This is a genomic window from Candidatus Poribacteria bacterium (assembly GCA_028820845.1).
Classification (GTDB): domain Bacteria; phylum Poribacteria; class WGA-4E; order WGA-4E; family WGA-3G; genus WGA-3G.
Genome location: JAPPII010000050.1, coordinates 1 through 2,444, shown reverse-complemented (window position 1 = coordinate 2,444; position 2,444 = coordinate 1). Strand labels below are relative to the sequence as shown.

At 48.2% G+C, this 2,444-nt stretch carries 3 protein-coding genes; all 3 read right to left on the bottom strand.

Annotated elements, in window-relative coordinates:
• Positions 1 to 176: 176 nt before the first annotated feature.
• Complete coding sequence (locus tag OXN25_11190; protein MDE0425425.1) at positions 177 to 569, bottom strand: STAS domain-containing protein; 393 nt, start codon at positions 567 to 569, stop codon at positions 177 to 179.
• A gap of 73 nt (positions 570 to 642) precedes the next feature.
• Positions 643 to 1,290, bottom strand: coding sequence for a sigma-70 family RNA polymerase sigma factor (locus OXN25_11185; protein ID MDE0425424.1), 648 nt, complete (start codon positions 1,288 to 1,290; stop codon positions 643 to 645).
• 227 nt (positions 1,291 to 1,517) lie between these two features.
• Positions 1,518 to 2,252: a superoxide dismutase family protein gene (locus tag OXN25_11180; protein MDE0425423.1), complete on the bottom strand. Its 735-nt coding sequence runs from the start codon at positions 2,250 to 2,252 to the stop codon at positions 1,518 to 1,520.
• Positions 2,253 to 2,444 lie beyond the last annotated feature (192 nt).

Below are 2,444 nucleotides of genomic sequence, written 5' to 3'. Positions count from 1 at the left end.
TAGGACTTACGCACTCCACCGGTAGGTGCGGTTTCTAACCGCACCGATCCTATGGGGGTCCGGGTCTTTATCGTCCGAAGATACATGTCTCAACTTAATTTTGCGTAAGTCCTGCACTTGTTTGGGAGTGACGACTTTTTGCTAAAGGGATCGGATATTGAAAGACGCGATAAATTTCAATTCACGCCGAACCTTCTATGCGTTTGCCGTGTGTTAAAGTTTCGATGCCATTCTGAGAGCGTCGCGATCGCAGCTGCCTCGCTCTCGAAATGCTCAAAGAGGCTGGATAATCGACTCAATACAAGCAGGTTCTTGATGTGCTTGCCGACATGGATAACCCCAATCCGTCCTTTCTTGTGCTTGGCAAGTGAGCGGGCTTGCATGAGTACACCGAGTCCTGAAGAACTCATCCGCTTGACATGCTCGAAGTTGATAAGGATGCGCGGTTCATCGTCTGCTGCGATGTGTGGCAAAATGATTGCCCGCAACTCTGGGACGTTAGTCCCGACGATTTGCCCAGACGGTTCAACGATTGTGACACCATCTCGAAAACGAATGTGAGTTGTCATGATAGTTCTCCTTGTAGGTGTGCGTGATTATTTTCAGCGGTTTTTAGATTTCGATGATGGATGCGCGTCGGTTTCAGACGGGGCATCCATCTTTAAGACGTAAGTATACGGATTTGAGTTTTCCCAAAAGACTTTTCATCAATTGGCTCACTCTGCCTTTAGAGATACCGAGGACTTCGGCGATTTGCGTACCAGTGTAGTCCTGAAAGTATTTCAGCCGCACGATTTCCTGTTCCTGCTCGGTGAGCCGCTTGAGCATTACCGGAAGTTGTTCTCGGAATCGTTCGAGATGAACCTCTTCAATGACTTCATCCTCCAAGGATTCCGCGGCAACGGCGGTGTTATAAAGTTCAGCCGCCAGTGGGTTCAAGGCAGTAGGCACGTCGTCGGAGAACTCAGATGTCACAGATTCAACAAGTGAGCAGGGCAGATACCTCAGTTCCTGACGGCGTTGAGACCAGAGCCTGTGACAGACTCGGGATTTTATGAATGTGATAAAACTCGCTTGGCTCGGATGTGTCGGATCGTACTTCGGGGTTTCTTCGAGTATCGTCAAATATGCCAGTTGCCGGAAATCATCGCGGCAGGCTTGGAGACCCGCGTCGCCCCGCGTCGCACAAGTTACACATTTACAGATCGATGCCTCTGCGGTCAGGAGGTCGTCGGGATCAACATAAAACGGACATTGACCTCGGTTCCCCGGATGGCGATCTTCTCTCATGAGACACCCCCTTAAGATGGTTGGGTAGTTTCAGAGGATCAGTTAAAAAGACGTTTAATTAATTATATACGCCAGAGCGAAAAAAGTTTAGCTTTTTTTAAAATTGACGAAAATCTATCTTTTAAGTTTCAAAAAAGTGTAGTTATGAACGCACCGATACGTTAGAAGAAGGAGATGAGGCTCAGTAAGGTTGTGCAATTTTCAGCTGTCCCGAACTGTCGAAAAATTTATTCCATCAACACTATCCTCCCACAACCGATTCTGGCCCCCCCGCCCGGCTGAATTGGTGGCACTATTGCTGATGTGTTGGCATGAGAATGTGGCGGTGTTCCCGGTAGGTGCTCATGTGGCTCTACCGTCTGGGTGTCCATGTTCATATCCATTTGCATGCTCATCGTGTGTGCATGGTGCGGATTCGTTAGGAAGGTATCGCCGGTTTCGTGAATCAGCAGCAGTTTACCGAGGATGTCGGTGTTCGGATCTCCACCCAGGGACCAAAACGGTGTTGTAAATTCAAGTGTTCCGGTGCCATCTTCGCTGACCGAGATGTTTCCGATTTCGCCTATACCGATGGGAGGTGTATCGAGTGTCGCTTGAACAACGGGTATACCCGGTGTACCCGCTGGAACTCCCATCGGATGCCAATGCGGTCCAATATCGCCGCAGCTGCCGGTATGCAGATGCATTGCGTGTAGACCCGCGGTAGCGTTCTGGACTTCGATGACGACGTGGATCCCTGCGTCTACTTCCGTGAAGGTAGCAGTGCCAGTGATACCGCTTCCGTCTGTGTGTGTGAGAGTAGCGACTGCGATTTTGTCTGCAGGCTCTGCGGTAATAACCTGTGTCGGGATTTTTTCACAGCCGGTTGCGAGACATATTGCGATAGTGAGCGTTATTAAAGCTGCGTAGGTGTGAGATTTGATATTCATAGAGACAGAGATTGTTTCCTTTCGAGGATTCATTTGAAGTATTTCCAGATTAAAGTATATCACGCTTTAGTGTTTCGGAGCAAATTGTATCAAATGGGATATAACGTAAGTTCGATAAAAGGTTTCTGATTGTAGCGTAAACTTTTAGTTTGCGCATGGCAGTTCCTAATCCTAAAAATCCTGATTCTGACAATCCTTAATCAATTGCTAACTGCCAACTACTAT

Bases quoted from the DNA above. Each gene is read 5' to 3' on its own strand.
- OXN25_11190 (MDE0425425.1), bottom strand. From the start codon at position 569: ATGACAACTCACATTCGTTTTCGAGATGGTGTCACAATCGTTGAACCG.
- OXN25_11185 (MDE0425424.1), bottom strand. From the start codon at position 1,290: ATGAGAGAAGATCGCCATCCGGGGAACCGAGGTCAATGTCCGTTTTAT.
- OXN25_11180 (MDE0425423.1), bottom strand. From the start codon at position 2,252: ATGAATCCTCGAAAGGAAACAATCTCTGTCTCTATGAATATCAAATCT.